Here is a 17,025-nt window from a genome sequence, read left to right on the forward strand (position 1 = left end):
CGACATCGCGGCCCGGCGCCGCCCTCAGCATACGTAGTCGAAGGCCACCACGCAGTCATCGAAGCTGCCGTCGAGCAGCGGGCCGATGTCCTGGGCGATGGCGACGTGCTCCGGCGACGGCAGGTAGCGGTCGCGCGAGGCGGCGTCGCGAAAATCCATCGAGAAGCCGTAGTTGAAGCCGCGGTTGATGCCCTCCGGGCTCGAGTACGCGCCGCCGCTGAAGGTCAGCAGGCCGTCGAAGCTGCCGACCATGCTGCGAAAACGGTCGAACAGGGACTGCGCGGCAGCCTCCGAGCCGGGCTTCAGCTTCACCATCACCATGTGCCGAATCATCGCGTTTCTCCGTGTTTGAGGGTCGCTGGAACGTGGGGGCCGGCGTGTAGAATGCCGGCGCTCTTCGCGCGCGCCGGCCGTTCGGGCCGGGCGCCGAGTTTGCCACAGTGGCCGGCGCCGACCGGCAATCCAACATCGCCTTCGAGCCAACCACAACAATTCCATTCATGACGGTCCTGGTGGGAGTGCTGCGCGAGCGCGCGGCGGGCGAGTGCCGCGTGGCGGCGACGCCCGAGTCGGTCAAGAAATTCCTGGCGCGGGGCGCGCAGGTGTGCGTGGAGGCGGGCGCCGGCGAGGCGGCCCGCTACCCCGACGCCGCCTATGCCGAGGCCGGCGCCCGCATCGGTACTGCCGCCGACGCGCTCGCCGCCGACGTGGTGCTGTGCGTGCGCCGCCCGGCCGACGCGCAGATCGCGGCCATGCGCCCGGGCGCGCTGCTGGTTGGCTTTCTCGAACCGCACGCCGCTCGCTTCGATGCGCTGGCGCAGGCGGGCCTGAGCGCGCTGTCGGTCGAACTCATCCCGCGCATTTCGCGGGCGCAGTCGATGGACGCACTGTCGTCGCAGGCCAACATCGCCGGCTACCGGGCGGTGCTGGAGGCGACCTTCCATTACCGGCGCTTCCTGCCGCTGATGATGACCTCCGCCGGCACCGCCAAGCCGAGTCGGGTGGTGATCCTCGGCGTCGGCGTGGCGGGTCTGCAGGCCATTGCCACCGCGCGGCGCCTCGGCGCGCAGGTGGAGGCCTTCGACGTGCGGCCGGAAACGCGCGAGCAGGTGCTGTCGCTCGGCGCGAAGTTCATCGACATTGACGTTGGCGAGAGCGGTGCCGGCGAGGGCGGCTACGCGCGCGAGTTGTCTGCACAGGCGCAGGCGCGCCAGCAGGAGCTGCTCGGCGAGCGCCTGAAGGCCGCCGACATCATCGTCACCACGGCCTTGATTCCCGGTCGCCCGGCGCCGGTGCTGGTGCCGGAAGCGGTCGTGCAGGGCATGCGGCCGGGCTCGGTGATCGTCGATCTTGCCGCCGCCAATGGCGGCAACTGCCCGCTGACCGAGGCCGACCAGGTGGTCGAAAAACACGGCGTGACGCTGGTCGGCATCACCGACTACCCGTCGCGCCTGGCCACCGACGCCAGCGCCTTCTACGCCCGAAACCTGCTGAACCTGCTGGAACTCGTGTTGAAAAAGGACGACGCCGGCACGCGCGTCGTGCTCGATCTTGACGACGAGATCATCGCAGGCGCACTGGCCGTGCAGACCGGCGCCGTGCGCTTCGCCAAACGCTGACCGAAGGCCACCATGACCGCCATCGTCGTATCGCTGTACATCTTCGTGCTGGCCTGCTTCATCGGGTACCAGGTGATCTGGGGTGTGACCCCGGCGCTGCACACGCCGCTGATGTCGCTGACCAACGCCATCTCGGGAATCATCATCGTCGGCGCCATGCTGGTAACCGGCTTTCACGAGGCCGACACGCTCACGCGCGGCATCGGCTTCGTGGCCGTGGTGCTGGCCTCGATCAACATCTTCGGCGGCTTCCTGGTCACCCAGCGCATGCTCGCCATGTTCAAGAAGAAGCAGTGAGCATGGGCGCCAGCACGCTGGCCGTGGCGTACCTCGCCGCCGCGGTGTTGTTCATCCTGGGCCTGAAGGGGCTGGCCTCGCCGCGCACGGCGCGCGCCGGCAACGCCTACGCCATGGCCGGCATGGTGCTGGCGGCGCTGGTCACGCTGGCCTCGCCGCAGGTGGGCGAGTACGGCTGGATCGTGGCCGGCGTTGCCATCGGCGGCGGCATCGGCGCGGTGCTGGCGCGGCGCGTGAAGATGACCGACATGCCGCAGCTGGTGGCCATCCTGCACAGCTTCGTCGGTCTTGCCGCGGTGCTGGTGGCGCTGGGTACCTACTTCACGCACCGCGACGCCGGGGCGCTGAACGCGCTGCTGCTGAGCGAGCTCGGCATCGGCAGCTTCATCGGCGCCATCACGTTCACGGGTTCGGTGATCGCGTTCGGCAAGTTGCAGGGGCTGATCGGCTCCGCGCCGCTGCGCTTTGCCGGCCAGCACTGGGTGAATCTCGCGCTGGCGCTCGCCATGCTGGGCGCGACGGTGCAGTTCGTGCTGGGCGGCGGGCTGTCGGCGTTCGCGGCGCTGACCGCGCTGGCGCTGCTGCTGGGTGTGCTGCTGATCGTGCCGATCGGCGGCGCCGACATGCCGGTGGTGGTGTCGATGCTGAACTCGTATTCGGGCTGGGCGGCGGCGGCCACCGGCTTCACCCTGCACAACGAACTGCTCATCATCACCGGCGCGCTGGTCGGCGCGTCGGGCGCCATCCTGTCGTACATCATGTGCCGCGCCATGAACCGCTCGATCCTGAGCGTGATCTTCGGCGGCTTTGGCACCGGCGAGGAGGCTGCGGCGGCGAGTGGTGGCGCCGAGGGCCGTACGGTCAAGTCGGCGGCGGTGGACGACGCCGCCTTCATGCTGGAGAACGCCGGCAAGGTCATCATCGTGCCGGGCTATGGTCTCGCCGTGGCGCAGGCGCAGCACGCCACCGCCGAGCTGGTGGACGCGCTCGAACGAAACGGCGTCGAGGTCAAGTTCGCCATCCATCCGGTCGCCGGCCGCATGCCGGGGCACATGAACGTGCTGCTGGCCGAGGCCGACATCGCCTACGACAAGGTGTTCGAGATGGAGGAGATCAACCCCGACTTCGCCACCTGCGACGTGGCGCTGGTGCTGGGCGCGAACGACGTGACCAACCCGGCCGCCAAGACCGATCGGGCGAGCCCCATCTACGGCATGCCGATCCTGGACGTGCACCGGGCGCGGCAGATCTTCTTCGTCAAGCGCAGCATGAAGCCGGGCTACGCCGGCGTCGACAATGCGCTGTTCTACCAGGACAACTGCGCGCTGGTGTTCGGCGACGCCAAGAAGGTGGTGGAGGGGCTGATCCAGGCCCTCGGGCACGCCTGACGGAGCGTTCCGGGCCCGCCGCGGGGTGTCATTTCGCGGTGCGGGCGGCTATAATCGCCGCCCTCTATTCAGCGTGCATTGAATGGGCCTTTGGCCCATTTTTTATTTCAGGTGGCGGATTTGTCGGGGCCATTGACCGACCGGCTGCGCGACGCGATTGCGCCGGCGCTCGAAAAACTGGGCTACGAGTTGATCCAGGTGGAGCAGGTCGCCACCCGGCGGCCGGTGCTGCGCCTGTACATCGACCGGCTGGGTGAGGACGCCGGCGGCGTGACGCTGGACGACTGCCAGAAGGTGAGCGAGTACGTGAGCGGCTTGCTGGACGTGGAAGACCCGCTGCCGGGTGCGTACTCGCTGGAAGTGTCGTCGCCGGGTCTCGACCGGCCGCTGGTGACGGCGGAGCACTTTCGGCGATTTGTCGGCAGCGAGGCGAGGGTGCAGCTGCACCGGCCGGTGAACGGCGCGCGCCGCCTGCGCGGGCGCCTGTGTGCCGAGGCGAACGGCGTGATCGAGATCGACGTGGATGGTCAGCGGCTGGCCGTGTCGCTGGCGGATATCCGGGCAGCCCGCCTGGTGCCGGACCTGGCGGCGGAACTGCGGAGCAAGGGCGATGGACACTAAGGAAATCCTGCAAGTCGTTGACGTCGTCTCGAACGAGAAGGGCGTCTCCAAGGAAGTCATCTTCGAGGCCATCGAGGCCGCACTCGCCGCGGCCACGCGCAAGGTGGCCGGCGAGCACATGGATGTGCGCGTCGCCATCGACCGTCAAACCGGCGCCTACGAGACCTTCCGCCGCTGGACCGTGGTGGACGACGAGGCCGACGAGTTCAACCCCGACCAGCAGATGACGCTGTCGCGGGCGCAGCGCGAGCGGCCGGACGCCGCCATCGGCGACGCCATCGAGGAGCCGCTGCCGACCGCGCCGTTCGGGCGCATCGCGTCGCAGATGGCCAAGCAGGTGATCGTGCAGAAGGTGCGCGACGCCGAGCGCGAGAAGATCGTCGACCTGTACACGCCGCGCATCGGCCACATGCTGGTCGGGCAGGTGAAGCGCTTGGACCGCGGCAACCTGATCGTGGACCTGGGCGGCAACATCGACGCGCTGCTGACGCGCGAGGACATGATTGCCCGCGAGAACATCCGCATCGGCGACCGCGTCTGCGCGCTGCTGTCGGATGCCCGCATCGAGCCGCGCGGCCCGCAGCTGTTCCTGACGCGCCGCGCGCCGAAGCTGATGATGGAGCTGTTCCGCCGCGAGGTGCCGGAAGTGGCCGACGGCATCGTCGATGTGGTGGGCTGTGCGCGCGATCCGGGCGTGCGCGCCAAGATTGCCGTGCGCAGCTACGACCCGCGCATCGACCCGATCGGCGCCTGCGTCGGCATGCACGGCACGCGTGTGCAGGCGGTGTCGAACGAACTCGCCGGCGAGCGTGTCGACATCGTGCTCTACGACGCCAACCCGGCCCAGTTCGTGCTGAACGCGCTGTCGCCGGCCAAGGTGGTGTCGATCACCATGGACGAGGAGACGCACACCATGGACGTGGCGGTCGCCGAGGACCAGGTGTCGATCGCCATCGGCCGCGGTGGGCAGAACGTGCGCCTGGCGAGCGAGCTGACCGGCTGGGCGCTGAACCTGATGACCGAGGAACAGGCGGCCGAGAAGCAGGAGGCCGAGGTCGGCGTGCTGCGGCAGATGTTCGTCGACAAGCTCGATCTGGACGAAAGCGTCGCCGACATCCTGGTGCAGGAAGGCTTCACCAGCGTCGAGGAAGTCGCCTTCGTGCCGGCAGCCGAGCTGTTGGCCATCCAGGAATTCGACGAAGACCTGGTGCAGGAGCTGCGCGACCGCGCCCAGGCCGTGTTGCTGGCGCAGGAAATCTCGCGCGAGGAAGCATTCGGCGACGCCGAGCCGGCCGCGGACCTGCTGGAAGTCGACGGCATGACGCGCCGCGTGGCCTATCAGCTGGCCGCCCACGGCATCGTTAGCCGGGAGGATCTCGCCGACCAGGCGGTGCCGGACCTGCTGGACATCGAAGGCATCGATGAGGCGCTGGCCGGGCAGCTGATCATGGCCGCCCGCGCCGCCTGGTTCACCGACGACGCCGCCCAGGCCTGAGAGGATCAACGCACGTGGCTGCCCAGTCCATCGAAAAATTCGCCGCCTCCATCCGCGTGCCGGTGGAGCGTTTGCTGCGCCAGTTGCAGGAGGCCGGCGTCGGCGAGCGCAGCGCCGCCGACTCCATCACCGACGACGAGAAGGCGCAGCTGCTGGGTTTCCTGCGCCGTTCGCACGGCGCCGAGGCGACCGACGCGAGCCCGACGCCGCGCAAGATCACCCTCACCCGGCAGGTGGTGTCGGAGCTCAAGCAGCCCGCCGTGGCGCGCCGCGCCGGGCCCGGCGCGGCGCCGGCCACGCCAGCCAGCAAGGTGACCGTGGTCACCCGCAAGCGGCGTACCTACGTCAAGCGCGAGGATGTCGAGAAGGCAGGCGAGGAGGCAGCCGGCGTCGAGCTGGAAGCGGCCGCCGCGGCCGAAGTGCTCGCGTCCCCGCCCGAGGTTGTCGAGGCGGCGCCGGAGCCGGTTGCCGCCGCGCCTGAGGTTGTCGAGCCCCAGCCGGTGGCCGCGCCCGAGCCGGCACCGGCGGCGGAAGCGCCGCGTCGTCCGGCCCAGGCCGCCGCACGACCCGAGCCGGCCGGCGCGCGTCCCGCGCCCGGCAGGCCGCCGGTACGCGGTGCCCCGGCCCCCGCGCCCGCCCGTCGCGAGGAGCCCGGCCGCGGTGCCGGCAAGCGCAAGAAGGGCGGCCGTGACGACCGCGGCGGCTTCGGCGACGACGCGCAGGGCCGGCTGCGCAGCCGCGCCCGGCCGGGTGCGCACCGCTCGCAGGGCGCGGGTCGGCACCAGTTCGAGCGCCCGCAGGGCGCCATCACGCGTGCGGTGGAAGTCCCGGCCAGCATCACCGTGGCGGAACTCGCAAGCCGCATGTCGGTGAAGGCGGCCGAGGTCATCAAGTGCCTCATGAAGATGGGGCAGATGGCCACCATCAACCAGGCGCTGGATCAGGACACGGCGATGCTGGTGGTGGAGGAAATGGGCCACACCGCAACGGCTGCCGCCGCGCAGACGCCGGAATCGCTGCTCGACCAGCTGGGGCCGACCGGCGAGGCGCTGGCGCGCGCGCCGGTGGTCACCGTCATGGGCCACGTCGATCACGGCAAGACCACGCTGCTCGACTACATCCGCAAGTCCCAGGTGGCGGCCGGCGAGGCCGGCGCCATCACCCAGCACATCGGCGCGTATCACGTGACGACGCCGCGCGGCGCCATCACCTTCCTCGATACGCCCGGTCACGCGGCGTTCTCGTCCATGCGCGCGCGCGGCGCGGCGCTGACCGACATCGTCATCCTGGTGGTGGCGGCGGACGATGGCGTGATGCCGCAGACCATCGAGGCCGTGCGGCACGCCAAGGCGGCCGGCGTGCCGCTGGTGGTGGCGGTCAACAAGATGGACAAGCCGGACGCGGACCCGAACCGCGTCAAGCAGGAGCTGATCCAGCATGAGGTGATCGCCGAGGATTTCGGCGGTGAGGTGCAGTTCGTGCCGGTCTCCGCCAAGGTGGGGACGGGCATCGACACGCTGCTGGAAGCGGTGCTGCTGCAGGCCGAGGTGATGGAGCTGACCGCCGTTGCCGAAGGTCCGGCGGTGGGCGTGGTGGTTGAGGCCAAGCTCGATCGCGGCCGCGGTCCGGTGGCCACGGTGCTGGTGCAGGCCGGCACGCTCAAGCGCGGCGACATGCTGCTGATCGGCAGCGAGTTCGGCCGCGCCCGCGTGCTGCTCGACGAACACGCCCAGCCGCTGCTGGAGGCGGGTCCGTCGCGGCCGGTGGAGGTGCTGGGCCTGTCCGGCGTGCCGAACGCCGGCGACCCGGTCAACGTGGTCGAGGACGAGCGCAAGGCGCGCGAGATCGCGCAGTTCCGCCAGCAATCGGCGCGCGAGGCGGCGCTCACCCGCCGCGAGGTGGTGCCGGGTGGCGACATCTTCAGTCAGCTGCGCGCGGCCGAGATCAAGGCGCTGAACGTCATCATCAAGGCCGACGTGCAGGGTTCGGCCGAGGCCATCGCCGCCTCCCTGTTGGGTCTTGCGACCGACGAGGTGACGGTGCGCGTGGTCGCGTCGGGTGTGGGCGGCATCACCGAGACCGACGTCAATCTTGCGCAGTCGACCGGCGCGGTGCTGATCGGCTTCAACGTGCGCGCCGACGCCACGGCGCGCAAGCTGCTCAAGGAAACCGGCGTCGAGATCCGCTACCACAGCATCATCTACGAGGTGATCGACGAGGTGAAGCGGGCGCTTGGCGGGCTGCTGGAGCCGGAGATCAAGGAGACCATCCTGGGTCTGGCCGAGGTGCGGGACGTGTTCCGTTCGGCCAAGTTCGGTGCCGTGGCCGGCTGCATGGTGGCCGACGGCGTGGTGCGTCGGCGCTGCCCGATCCGTGTGCTGCGCGGCAACGTGGTCATCTTCGAGGGCGAGCTCGAATCGCTGCGCCGACACAAGGACGACGTCACCGAAGTGCGCGCCGGCACCGAGTGCGGCATCGCCGTCAAGCAGTACGACGACGTGCGCGTGGGCGACCAGATCGAGTGCTTCGAGCGCGTCACCGTGGAGCGCACGCTGTAACCATGCAGGGTGTCGATCGCACGCGCCGCGTGGCACAGGCCATAGCAGAAGAGCTGCCGGCGGCGCTGCGCGAGGTGAACGACCCGCGCGTGACCGGCCTCATCACCGTGCACGAGGTGTCGGTGAGCCGGGATCTGGGCATCGCGAAGGTGCGTTTCGACGTGCTGGGTGGCGCGGATGCCAAGGCTGCGGCCGAGGGTCTGCGTCACGCGGCGGGCTTCCTGCGCAGCCGTCTGGCGGCGGTGCTGCGCCTGCGTCGCATGCCGGAGCTGCGCTTCGAGATCGACCAGGCGTCGCGCGTGGGTGAACTGCTGCGCCAGATCAGCGCCGAGGACAGCGCCGCTTGAGGCGCCGTCGCGGCCGGCCGGTCAGCGGCGTGCTGCTGCTCGACAAGCCGGCGGGCATCACCTCGAATCAGGCGCTGCAGACCGCGCGGCGTTTGCTCGATGCCGCCAAGGCCGGCCACACCGGCACCCTCGACCCGCTGGCGACGGGCCTTCTGCCACTGTGTTTCGGCGAGGCGACCAAGGTGTCGCAGTTCCTGCTCGGCGCGCACAAGACCTATCGTGCCCGCGCGCGGCTTGGCATCACCACCACCACCGGCGACAGCGAAGGCGAGTTGCTGCGCGAACGCCCGGTGGCGGTGGACGAGGCGACGATCCGTGCCGCGCTCGCCGCACTCACCGGCGACATCCTGCAGGTGCCGCCCATGCACTCGGCGCTCAAGCACGACGGCCAGCGCCTGTACGAGCTGGCCCGCCGCGGGCAGACCGTAGAGCGCCAGGCGCGGCCGGTGCACATCGGCCGGCTGGAGCTGCTGCATGTCGAGGACGACGCGTTCGAGGTCGAGATCGACTGCTCGAAGGGCACCTACGTACGCAGCCTGATCGAGGACATCGGCGAGGCGCTCGGTTGCGGCGCGCACATGACGGCGCTGCGCCGCCTGCGCGTGGGCGCGCTCGATATCGCAGAAGCCGTCGATGTCGACCGTCTGCGGGAGGTGGCGGAGCAGGGGTCGGAGGCGCTCGACGCCTGCCTGCTGCCGGTAGCCGACGCGCTCGCCCATCTGCCGCAGGTACAGCTCGACACCGACCAGGCGCAGCGCCTGCTGCGCGGCCAGCCCGTGAGGCTCGCAGCGTTGCCGGCGACCGGCTGGGTGGCCGTGTTCGACGAAGAGCGCGCCTTTCTCGGCATGGCCGAGTCGGCCGATGGTCAGCTGTTGCCGCGCCGCCTGGTCAGCCAGGAACCGGCCGCCGACGGCGTGCCCGCCGCATCGGCTTGAGCCGGCCCCAAGCGCGCGGTTAGAATGCCCCGTTTCGCCGAACCCGCATTGGCGTATCGGCGTTTTCAATTCCTGTCCGGAGTGAGCAAGACATGTCGCTGAGCGTCGAGAAGAAATCCGAACTGGTGCAGGCCTACGGCCGCGCCGGCAACGACACGGGCTCCGTGGAAGTGCAGGTGGCGCTGATCTCGGCGCGTCTTGAGGGGCTCAACGAGCACTTCAAGCTGCACCGCCAGGATCACCACTCGCGTCAGGGCCTGCTGCGTCTGGTGGCCAAGCGGCGCAAGCTGCTTGATTACCTCAAGGGCAGCGACAACGGCCGCTATCGCGCGCTGGTCGAGCGCCTGGGCCTGCGCCGCTGAGGCAGCTCTCGCCCCGATTCTGGGGCAAAGCCCCGCCGCAGGGCGGCGGTGGCTGTCGTTCAAAGCAAAGGAAGTACGGCACGTGAAATTGATCCGCAAGGAAGTCCAGTTCGGCAAACACCTGCTCACGCTGGAGACCGGCGAAATCGCCAAGCAGGCGTATTCGGTCATGGCGCGCATGGGCGACACCATGGTGTTGACGGCGGTTACCGCCAGCAAGAGCGTGAAGCCCGGGCAGGACTTCTTCCCGCTGACGGTCGATTTCATCGAGCGCACCTACGCCGCCGGCCGCATCCCGGGCGGCTTCTTCAAGCGAGAGGCGCGGCCCTCCGAGAAGGCCATCCTGACCTCGCGTCTGATCGACCGCGCCATGCGGCCGCTGTTTCCGAAGGGCTTCTACAACGAAGTTCAGGTGGTGCCGACGGTGTTGTCGGCGGACGACGAGGTCGATCCGGACATCCTGGGCATGATCGGCGCGTCCGCTGCGCTGATGCTGTCCGGCTTGCCGTTCCAGGGCCCGGTCGGCGCGGCGCGCGTCGGCTACAAGGACGGCGCCTACATCCTGAACCCGACCTACAAGGAAACCGCCGAGTCCGACCTGAACCTGGTCGTGGCCGGCACTGCCAGCAGCGTGCTGATGGTGGAGTCCGAGGCCAAGATGCTGTCCGAGTCGGTGATGCTGGACGGCGTCATGTTCGGTCATCAGGCCATGCAGGCGGTGATCGAGACCATCCACGCGCTGGTGGCCGAGGCCGGTGTGCAGCCGTGGCCGTGGACGCCGCCGCAGAAGGACGAGGAACTCGCCGTCGCCGTGCGCGCCGTCGCCGAGCAGCCGCTGAGCGAGGCGTATTCGATTCCGGACAAGCAGGCGCGCCAGGAGGCTGTCGCCGCGGTGCGCGAGCGCGTGTCGCATCTGGCCGGCGAGAACGGCGAGCGCGGCAACGAGGTGCAGTCGCTGTTCTCGTCGGTCGAGAAGGGCATCGTGCGCGGGCGCATTCTGGACGCCCAGCCGCGCATCGACGGCCGCACCACCCGCCAGGTGCGCCCCATCACCATCCGCACCGGCGTGCTGCCGCGCACGCACGGCTCGGCGCTGTTCACGCGCGGCGAGACGCAGGCGCTGGTGGTGACCACGCTCGGTACCGAGCGCGACGCGCAGATCATCGACGCGCTGGAAGGCGAGTACCGCGACGATTTCCTGCTGCACTACAACTTCCCGCCGTACTGCGTGGGCGAAACCGGCCGCATGGGCGCCACCAAGCGCCGCGAGATCGGCCACGGGCGCCTGGCGAAGCGGGCGATTGCCGCCGTGCTGCCGGCCAAGGGCGCGTTCCCGTACACGCTGCGCATCGTGTCCGAGATCACCGAGTCGAACGGGTCGAGCTCCATGGCCACGGTGTGCGGCGGCAGCCTTGCGCTGATGGATGCCGGCGTGCCGGTGACCGAAGCCGTGGCCGGCATCGCCATGGGTCTGATCACCGACGGCGGCCGCTTTGCCGTGCTGTCCGACATCCTGGGCGATGAAGACCACCTCGGCGACATGGATTTCAAGGTGGCCGGCACCGCGACCGGCGTCACCGCGCTGCAGATGGACATCAAGGTGATGGGCATCACTGCCCAGATCATGCAGGCGGCGCTGGAGCAGGCGCGCGAAGGCCGCGTGCACATCCTGGGCGAAATGGCCAAGGCGCTGGCCGCGCCGCGGGAGCAGATGTCCGATTACGCGCCGCGCATCCTCACCATGCGCATCCACCCGGACAAGATTCGCGACGTCATCGGCAAGGGCGGTGTGACCATCCGCGGCATCACCGAGCAGACCGGCACCACCATCGACATCGACGATGACGGCACGGTGCGCATCGCGTCGGTGGACCGCACCGCCGGCGAGCAGGCGCGGGCCATGATCGAGCGCATCACCTCGGACATCGAGGTGGGCATGATCTACGAGGGCCGCGTGGCGCGCCTGATGGACTTCGGCGCGTTCGTCACCATCCTGCCGGGCCGCGACGGGCTGCTGCACATCTCGCAGATTTCCGAGGAGCGCGTCGAGCGCGTCAGCGACAAGCTGACCGAGGGCGACGTGGTGCGCGTGAAGGTGCTGGAGGTCGACAAGCAGGGCCGCATTCGCCTGAGCATGAAGGCGCTCGCCGAGGGCGAGTAAGGTCGCAAGCGATTGCCGATCCGCCGCGGGGCGGGTCGGCCGCCAACAAAAAAGCCGGTCGGGGATTGCTCCGACCGGCTTTTTTGTTGGCGGGGTGTCCTGATCGGGCCACCGCTGGGCGGTGGCCGGGCGCTCAGCCGGCGAGCTGACGCAGGCCCTGGGCCGCCCGCTCGCGCTCGTCGTGCAGCGCCTGCGGCACGCGCGGCCCGAAGCCGTGCAGGAAGCTGCCGACCTCGTCCATCTCGGCGAGCCAGGCCTGGGGGTCGATGTGCGTGAGTTCGCGCATGTGCTCGCGCGACACGTCGAGGCCGGCAAGGTCGATGCCGCCGTGCAGCGGCAGGTTGCCGACCGGCGTCTGCTCGGCGTTCACCTGCCCCTGGCAGCGCTCGATGATCCACTTCAGCACGCGCAGATTCTCACCGTACCCCGGCCACAGGAAACGGCGCTCCGCGTCGCGGCGGAACCAGTTGACCTGGTAGATGCCGGGCGCCTTGGTAAGGCGCGCGCCGGTGGCGAGCCAGTGTGCCCAGTAGTCGCCGAAGTGGTAGCCGCAGAACGGCTGCATGGCCATCGGGTCGCGGCGCACCACGCCCACCTTGCCGGTGGCGGCGGCGGTGGTCTCGGACGCCATGCCGGCGCCGAGCAGCACGCCGTGCTGCCAGTTTTTCGCTTCCAGCACCAGCGGCGCGAGCGACGCCCGCCGGCCGCCGAAGATGATGGCCGTGATCGGCACGCCGGCAGGGTGTTCGGCCTCGGGTGACCAGGACGGGCATTGTCTGGCCGACACCGTGAAGCGGGCGTTCGGGTGCGCCGCCGGGCCGTTGGCCGGATCGTACGGCCGGCCCTGCCAGTCGGTGGCTGGCGTCTCGTCCGAGAGACCTTCCCACCACGGACGGCCGTCGCCGGTCATCGCCACGTTGGTGAAGATGGTGTCGTGCTCCAGCATGTCCACGGCGTTGGGGTTGGTGTGCCGGCTGGTGCCGGGCGCCACGCCGAAGAAGCCGGCCTCCGGGTTGATGGCCCACAGCCGGCCATCCTCGCCCACGTGCAGCCAGGCGATGTCGTCGCCGATGGTCTTGACCTTCCAGCCCTGGTACTCGACCGGCGGGATCAGCATGGCCATGTTGGTCTTGCCGCAGGCCGACGGAAACGCCGCCGCGATGTAGTGCAAGCGCCCCTGCGGGTCCTCGACGCCCATGATCAGCATGTGCTCGGCGAGCCAGCCTTCCTGGCGCGCCTGGTAGGAGGCGATGCGCAGCGCGTGGCATTTCTTGCCGAGCAGCGCGTTGCCGCCGTAGCCGGAGCCGATGCTCTGGATCAGCAGCTCCTGCGGGAAGTGCATGATGAAGCGCCGCTCGGGGTCGAGGTCGCCGAGTGAGTGCAGGCCGCGCACGAAGCTGCCCTCGCGCTCGATGCGTGCCAGCGCCGCTTTGCCCATGCGCGTCATGATGCGCATGTTGGCGGCGACGTACGGGCTGTCGGTGATCTCGACCCCGCAGCGCGCCAGTGGCGAGTCGATCGGTCCCATGCAGTAGGGCACCACGTACAGCGTGCGACCGCGCATGGCGCCCGCGAACAGGGCGTCCATCTTGCTGTGCGCTTCGGCCGGCGCCAGCCACTGGTTGTTGGGGCCGGCATCGTCGCGCTCGGGCGTGCACACGAAGGTGAGATGCTCGGTGCGCGCCACGTCGGACGGGTGCGAGCGGTGCAGGTAGCTGTGCGGGCGGGTTTCCGGGTCCAGTTCCAGCAGCGTGCCGCTTCGCAGCATGTCGCTGACGAGCGTGTCGTACTCCGCCTGTGAGCCATCGCACCAGTGGATGCGGTCCGGCTGCGTGAGTGCTGCCACCTCGCGAACCCAGTCCGCGAGCGCCTGATTCGACGTCATGAGCAAATTCCCCCGTATGACCCGTGCACCGCGTCGGTCCGTGGCGCGGTGTCCGGGCCGCCGCGGCCCGGACGGTGAAAAATAGTGAAGACCATGGCCGCGGCGATTGGTTTCGCGCGTGTCAAGGCGACAGCCCGAGGCGCGCGCGGGCGCGTGCCGCCGCCGCCCGCACCTGCCGGGGCGCCGTGCCGCCGAGGTGATCGCGCGCGGCGACCGAGCCCTCCAGCGTCAGCACGGCGAACACGTCGGCCTCGATCAGCGGCGAGAAGGCGCGCAGTTCATCCAGCGGGAAGTCGGCCAGATCGCGGCCGCTCGCCACGCCCTCGCGCACCGCCCGGCCGACCACCTCGTGCGCGTCGCGAAACGGCAGCCCGCGCCGCACCAGGTAATCGGCAAGATCGGTCGCCGTCGCGAAACCTGCCTTTGCCGCCTCGCGCATGCGCGAGGCGTTCACGGTCATGCCGGGCAGCATCCCGGCAAGCGCCGTCAGGCTGTCCCGTACCGTATCCACGGTGTCGAACAGCGGCTCCTTGTCTTCTTGGTTGTCCTTGTTGTAGGCGAGCGGCTGCGCCTTCATCAGCGTCAGCAGCGCCACCAGATGCCCGTTGACGCGCCCGGTCTTGCCGCGAAGCAGTTCCGGCACGTCCGGGTTTTTCTTCTGCGGCATGATCGACGAGCCGGTGCACCAGGCGTCGGCAAGCGTCACGAAGCCGAACTGAGCCGACGACCACAGCACGAGTTCTTCCGACAGTCGTGACAGGTGCGTCATCAGCAGCGCCGCGGCGGACACGAATTCGATGGCGAAGTCGCGGTCGCTGACGGCGTCGAGCGAGTTCTCGGCCGGCCGCTCGAAACCCAGCAGCTCGGCCGTGTAGGCGCGGTCGATGGGGAAGCTGGTGCCGGCCAGGGCAGCGGCGCCGAGCGGCATCACGTTGACGCGCCGGCGGCAGTCGGCAAAGCGTTCGCGGTCGCGTGCCAGCATCTCGAACCAGGCGAGCAGGTGGTGCCCGAGCGTGATCGGTTGAGCCGTCTGCAGATGCGTGAAGCCCGGCATCAGCGTGTCGGCCTCGCGCTCGGCAAGGTCGACCAGAATGCCGAGCGCGTCCCGCACCTGGCCGTCGATGGCGTCGAGCTCGTCGCGCAGCCACAGGCGCACGTCGGTCGCCACCTGGTCGTTGCGCGAGCGGCCGGTGTGCAGCTTCTTGCCGACCTCGCCGATGCGCGCCACGAGCGCCGTCTCGACGTTCATGTGCACGTCTTCGAGCGCCAGTTGCCAGTCGAAGCGGCCGGCCTCTATCTCGGTGTGGATGCCTTCGAGCCCGCCGACGATGGCGCTGACTTCATCCGCTGTCAGCACGCCTACCCGGCCCAGCATGCGGGCGTGGGCGACGGAACCCATAATGTCGTGTCGGGCGAGGCGACGGTCGAAGCCGATCGACGCCGTGAAGCGCTCGACGAAGGCGTCGGTGGGTTCGGCAAAACGGCCGCCCCAGGGCTTGCGGGCTGCGTCGGACATGGAAGGGAGGCGGGCGTGGCGAAGCGGCGGATTATAGCGGACCGGCCGCCTGCCGACGGGGGCTTTATTCCAGACCTGTGTCAGCCGCGGGCCGTGCTCACGGTTGTGGTTGGCGCGCAGCTGCTGGCGCTGCTGCTGGTGCTGGCGCAGCCGCTGCCGCCGGACCTGTGGTGGTCGCGCCTTGGCATGTGGTCGCTCGCCACGCAGTGGGTGGGCTTGCTCGGCACGGCCGGCCTGTGTGCCGCCCGCCGAATGCTCGCGCGGTTACCGGCCGGTGTCGCCGGCGCGTGCGCGCTCGGCTGGCTGCTGCTGCTCGCGACCTGCACCACGCTCGCGGCGGCGGCCTTCGGTTGGTGGCCGGCGGCGTCAGACGAATTCCCCCGCCTGCTGGCACGCAACCTCCTGCTGACCGCGCTGGTGGGTGGCGCCGTGCTGCGCATCCTGTACCTGGCGCACGTGGCGCGTACGCGCGAGCGCGCTCACGACCGCGCGCGACTGGACCTGCTGCAGGCGCGCATGCGCCCGCATTTTCTGTTCAACAGCCTGAACACCATCGCGAGTCTCACGGTGAGCGACCCTGCGCGCGCCGAGGAGGTCACGCTGGCGCTCGCCGACCTGCTGCGGGCGAGCCTCCAGGCCGGGGATCGCCTGATTCCGCTCAGCGACGAGCTCGACCTGTGTCGCCGTTACCTGGCGATGGAGCAGCTACGCCTGGGCGAGCGCCTGGCCGTCGACTGGGCGGTGGCGCAGGCGCCGGCCGAGGCCCGGGTGCCTCCGCTCAGCCTGCAGCCGCTGCTCGAGAACGCCGTATTTCACGGCATCGAGCCGTTGCCACGCGGCGGGCGAATCGCGGTGCAGGTGCAGCGCACCGTGGACGGCGGCGTCGAGATTCGCATCGACAATCCGCTGCCGGCAAGTGGGCCGAGCGCCGGCCTGCACATGGCCCTCGCCAATCTGCGGGCGCGGCTTGCCGGGCATTTCGGCGCCGCGGCGAGTCTGCTGGAAGGCACGGACGGCGAGCGCCACACGGTGCGTTTGTGTCTGCCGTGGTCGGCCGGTGTGATGCCATGAACGTGCTGATCGTCGACGACGAGCCGCTGGCGCGCGCGCGCCTGAGGCGGTTGCTTGAAGCCCTGCCGGGGCATGCCTGCGTGGGCGAGGCCGCAGACGGCGACGCCGCGCTCGACGCCTGCGAGCGGCTGAACCCTGACCTCGTGTTGCTCGACATCCGCATGCCGGGCCGCGACGGCCTGTCCACCGCCCGCGCGCTGGCGGCACTGCCGGTGCCGCCGGCCGTGGTGTTCACGACCGCCTTCAGCGACTTTGCGGCCGAGGCCTTCGACGTCGCCGCCGTGCACTATCTGCTGAAGCCGGTCTCGGCCGAGCGCCTGGCCCAGGCGCTCGATCGGGTGAGCAGCGCCGCGCCGCCGACACTGCTGGTATCGCGCGGGTCGCAGGTCCAGCGCGTCACCGTGGCGAGCGTGCTGTACGTGCGCGCGGAGGCGAAATACCTCGCCGTTCATACGGCCGCAGGGGAATGGCTGCTCGAAGATTCGCTGGCGCGCCTCGAATTGCGTCTGGCCCCGCAGTTGCTACGGATTCACCGCGCGCTGCTGGTGAACGTGCGATACCTCATCGGTTTGCAGCGCGACGCCGACGGGCGCGTGTGGGCGGTGGTCGACGGCGTGACGGCGCCTCTACCGGTGAGTCGGCGCCTCGCGGCCGGTGTGCAGCAGGCGCTCGAACACCATGGCAGCGACTGATCGGTAACGGCGTTGTCGTAGTTTCGGTCGCTTGCCGCGGGTGGCGCCCGTAAAATCGGCAGCGCCTATCTCTGAAGG

The 17,025-nt window shown here is 69.8% G+C and carries 15 protein-coding genes; 12 read left to right on the plus strand and 3 right to left on the minus strand.

What is annotated here, in order from left to right; genetic code table 11:
- Positions 1 to 24: 24 nt before the first annotated feature.
- Positions 25 to 333: a Dabb family protein gene (locus tag AB7F93_RS08565; RefSeq protein ID WP_428302482.1), complete on the minus strand. Its 309-nt coding sequence runs from the start codon at positions 331 to 333 to the stop codon at positions 25 to 27.
- Positions 334 to 500: 167 nt separating this feature from the next.
- Here AB7F93_RS08565 and AB7F93_RS08570 point away from each other — a divergent pair, with 167 nt between their 5' ends.
- The 10 genes from AB7F93_RS08570 to pnp all read left to right on the plus strand — a co-directional run bounded on the left by AB7F93_RS08570 (position 501) and on the right by pnp (position 11,783).
- Complete coding sequence (locus AB7F93_RS08570; RefSeq protein ID WP_428302483.1) at positions 501 to 1,619, plus strand: Re/Si-specific NAD(P)(+) transhydrogenase subunit alpha; 1,119 nt, start codon at positions 501 to 503, stop codon at positions 1,617 to 1,619.
- Positions 1,620 to 1,631: 12 nt separating this feature from the next.
- Positions 1,632 to 1,916 (plus strand): proton-translocating transhydrogenase family protein, encoded by a 285-nt coding sequence (locus AB7F93_RS08575; protein WP_428302484.1) that lies wholly within the window; start codon positions 1,632 to 1,634, stop codon positions 1,914 to 1,916.
- 2 nt (positions 1,917 to 1,918) lie between these two features.
- The gene (locus tag AB7F93_RS08580; RefSeq protein ID WP_428302485.1) at positions 1,919 to 3,304 is read left to right on the plus strand and encodes an NAD(P)(+) transhydrogenase (Re/Si-specific) subunit beta; all 1,386 of its coding nucleotides are present in this window, start codon (positions 1,919 to 1,921) and stop codon (positions 3,302 to 3,304) included.
- A gap of 132 nt (positions 3,305 to 3,436) precedes the next feature.
- On the plus strand, positions 3,437 to 3,925 hold the full coding sequence (gene rimP, locus AB7F93_RS08585) for a ribosome maturation factor RimP (RefSeq protein ID WP_428302486.1): 489 nt from the start codon (positions 3,437 to 3,439) through the stop codon (positions 3,923 to 3,925).
- Positions 3,915 to 5,420: a transcription termination factor NusA gene (gene nusA, locus AB7F93_RS08590; protein WP_428302487.1), complete on the plus strand. Its 1,506-nt coding sequence runs from the start codon at positions 3,915 to 3,917 to the stop codon at positions 5,418 to 5,420. Before rimP ends, nusA begins: the two co-directional genes overlap by 11 nt.
- Before the next feature lie 14 nt (positions 5,421 to 5,434).
- Positions 5,435 to 7,978, plus strand: coding sequence for a translation initiation factor IF-2 (infB, locus tag AB7F93_RS08595; protein WP_428302488.1), 2,544 nt, complete (start codon positions 5,435 to 5,437; stop codon positions 7,976 to 7,978).
- Between the two features lie 2 nt (positions 7,979 to 7,980).
- The gene (rbfA, locus tag AB7F93_RS08600) at positions 7,981 to 8,325 is read left to right on the plus strand and encodes a 30S ribosome-binding factor RbfA (protein WP_428302489.1); all 345 of its coding nucleotides are present in this window, start codon (positions 7,981 to 7,983) and stop codon (positions 8,323 to 8,325) included.
- Positions 8,322 to 9,260, plus strand: coding sequence for a tRNA pseudouridine(55) synthase TruB (gene truB / locus AB7F93_RS08605; protein WP_428302490.1), 939 nt, complete (start codon positions 8,322 to 8,324; stop codon positions 9,258 to 9,260). Before rbfA ends, truB begins: the two co-directional genes overlap by 4 nt.
- Before the next feature lie 92 nt (positions 9,261 to 9,352).
- Positions 9,353 to 9,622 carry a 30S ribosomal protein S15 gene (rpsO, locus tag AB7F93_RS08610; protein WP_428302491.1) on the plus strand — a complete coding sequence of 90 codons (270 nt, stop codon included), beginning with the start codon at positions 9,353 to 9,355 and terminating at the stop codon, positions 9,620 to 9,622.
- Positions 9,623 to 9,704: 82 nt separating this feature from the next.
- Positions 9,705 to 11,783, plus strand: a complete 2,079-nt coding sequence (gene pnp / locus AB7F93_RS08615) for a polyribonucleotide nucleotidyltransferase (RefSeq protein WP_428302492.1) — start codon at positions 9,705 to 9,707, stop codon at positions 11,781 to 11,783.
- A gap of 133 nt (positions 11,784 to 11,916) precedes the next feature.
- Here the strand turns inward: pnp and AB7F93_RS08620 are convergent, their stop codons facing one another.
- On the minus strand, positions 11,917 to 13,668 hold the full coding sequence (locus tag AB7F93_RS08620) for a phosphoenolpyruvate carboxykinase (GTP) (protein WP_428302493.1): 1,752 nt from the start codon (positions 13,666 to 13,668) through the stop codon (positions 11,917 to 11,919).
- A gap of 121 nt (positions 13,669 to 13,789) precedes the next feature.
- A complete protein-coding gene (gene argH / locus AB7F93_RS08625; protein WP_428302494.1) occupies positions 13,790 to 15,184 on the minus strand; it encodes an argininosuccinate lyase in 1,395 nt (464 codons plus the stop codon).
- 93 nt (positions 15,185 to 15,277) lie between these two features.
- Between argH and AB7F93_RS08630 the strand changes: the two genes are divergently transcribed.
- Both AB7F93_RS08630 and AB7F93_RS08635 read left to right on the plus strand, forming a co-directional pair.
- Complete coding sequence (locus AB7F93_RS08630; protein ID WP_428302495.1) at positions 15,278 to 16,255, plus strand: sensor histidine kinase; 978 nt, start codon at positions 15,278 to 15,280, stop codon at positions 16,253 to 16,255.
- Positions 16,252 to 16,947 carry a LytR/AlgR family response regulator transcription factor gene (locus AB7F93_RS08635; RefSeq protein ID WP_428302496.1) on the plus strand — a complete coding sequence of 232 codons (696 nt, stop codon included), beginning with the start codon at positions 16,252 to 16,254 and terminating at the stop codon, positions 16,945 to 16,947. Before AB7F93_RS08630 ends, AB7F93_RS08635 begins: the two co-directional genes overlap by 4 nt.
- Positions 16,948 to 17,025 lie beyond the last annotated feature (78 nt).

The organism is Immundisolibacter sp., assembly GCF_050250495.1.
Taxonomy (GTDB): Bacteria; Pseudomonadota; Gammaproteobacteria; order Immundisolibacterales; family Immundisolibacteraceae; genus Immundisolibacter.

Excerpts from the sequence above, each read along its gene's own strand:
- rbfA (WP_428302489.1), top strand. The coding sequence starts at position 7,981 with ATGCAGGGTGTCGATCGCACGCGCCGCGTGGCACAGGCCATAGCAGAA.
- AB7F93_RS08620 (WP_428302493.1), bottom strand. The coding sequence starts at position 13,668 with ATGACGTCGAATCAGGCGCTCGCGGACTGGGTTCGCGAGGTGGCAGCA.
- AB7F93_RS08580 (WP_428302485.1), top strand. The coding sequence starts at position 1,919 with ATGGGCGCCAGCACGCTGGCCGTGGCGTACCTCGCCGCCGCGGTGTTG.
- AB7F93_RS08635 (WP_428302496.1), top strand. The coding sequence starts at position 16,252 with ATGAACGTGCTGATCGTCGACGACGAGCCGCTGGCGCGCGCGCGCCTG.
- rpsO (WP_428302491.1), top strand. The coding sequence starts at position 9,353 with ATGTCGCTGAGCGTCGAGAAGAAATCCGAACTGGTGCAGGCCTACGGC.
- AB7F93_RS08575 (WP_428302484.1), top strand. The coding sequence starts at position 1,632 with ATGACCGCCATCGTCGTATCGCTGTACATCTTCGTGCTGGCCTGCTTC.
- argH (WP_428302494.1), bottom strand. The coding sequence starts at position 15,184 with ATGTCCGACGCAGCCCGCAAGCCCTGGGGCGGCCGTTTTGCCGAACCC.
- AB7F93_RS08570 (WP_428302483.1), top strand. The coding sequence starts at position 501 with ATGACGGTCCTGGTGGGAGTGCTGCGCGAGCGCGCGGCGGGCGAGTGC.
- nusA (WP_428302487.1), top strand. The coding sequence starts at position 3,915 with ATGGACACTAAGGAAATCCTGCAAGTCGTTGACGTCGTCTCGAACGAG.
- AB7F93_RS08565 (WP_428302482.1), bottom strand. The coding sequence starts at position 333 with ATGATTCGGCACATGGTGATGGTGAAGCTGAAGCCCGGCTCGGAGGCT.